Origin of the sequence: Moritella viscosa (assembly GCF_900120065.1) — a bacterium.
In the GTDB taxonomy this organism is placed as follows: Bacteria; Pseudomonadota; Gammaproteobacteria; order Enterobacterales; family Moritellaceae; genus Moritella; species Moritella viscosa.
The window spans coordinates 1-756 of sequence record NZ_FPLG01000048.1 but is presented as its reverse complement, the minus strand read 5'-3'; the positions used below and the strand labels follow the sequence as shown (position 1 = coordinate 756).

General features: G+C 39.4%; 2 protein-coding genes. Both read right to left on the bottom strand.

Translation table 11 applies throughout. The features are described 5' to 3' along the window. Positions 1-40: 40 nt before the first annotated feature. Positions 41-358 carry a hypothetical protein gene (locus BT797_RS07745; RefSeq protein ID WP_075471574.1) on the bottom strand — a complete coding sequence of 106 codons (318 nt, stop codon included), beginning with the start codon at positions 356-358 and terminating at the stop codon, positions 41-43. A gap of 10 nt (positions 359-368) precedes the next feature. Then, positions 369-656: a hypothetical protein gene (locus BT797_RS07740; RefSeq protein ID WP_045110245.1), complete on the bottom strand. Its 288-nt coding sequence runs from the start codon at positions 654-656 to the stop codon at positions 369-371. Positions 657-756 lie beyond the last annotated feature (100 nt).

Here is a 756-nt window from a genome sequence, read left to right as displayed (position 1 = left end):
AGCGCACTAATCATTTCTTTAATAGGAACAGAGATACGTTTCATGCTGCTACCTCTGTTGAAACAGGCATTACCATTAGTGCCTGTATTTTTCTTTTGGCATTAAGCACAGCTTCTAACGGTGTTTTCTTGTTGTCATCAAGCAAACATGCCTTTCCATCTAACCGGATATATTTATTGAAAAGAACCGCGTCATTTAAGCCTTGTGTCGTCATCCGACCAACATTAATATTCGACCGTATAACATGTATAAAGATTGAATCGCTCATGCCGTGATACTCAACCGTGATATCTATTGCATCGGGCCTAGACATTGCGATAAACATAATTTCATTAATAACGCTTTGAACTGTTTGCATAATATTTTCCTTACTTAAATTCTGAAATTGAATGACCAGCTAACTTTCTGATCACAGGTTCTAATGCGTTAATTGCGTTATGCAATTTCGCCTTATCTAACTGGTCTAATTCACTCAGTTTTAACTTAAGGTGAGGCATTTTTAATCCTGCCGCGACCAAAATCCCCTTCTTTAAATCTTCATCTAACTTGTCGTAAATACAGCCAATGCGGCTACTACCAAATAAACTATGAATTTGTGCAATGGAGTCTGCAGACGGTGGTGCAGTATCAACAATTGCGCGTTGTACTTGTCCCATAAGAATTATCTCCTCGTTACATACCTGGTATTGGTAATCCATTCATTACTGCATCTGCACACATGGACACGAACGGCCCTGCACCACCACAGCGGTTTTC

Coding starts and splice junctions, on each gene's coding strand:
- BT797_RS07740 (WP_045110245.1), bottom strand. CDS start 656: ATGGGACAAGTACAACGCGCAATTGTTGATACTGCACCACCGTCTGCA.
- BT797_RS07745 (WP_075471574.1), bottom strand. CDS start 358: ATGCAAACAGTTCAAAGCGTTATTAATGAAATTATGTTTATCGCAATG.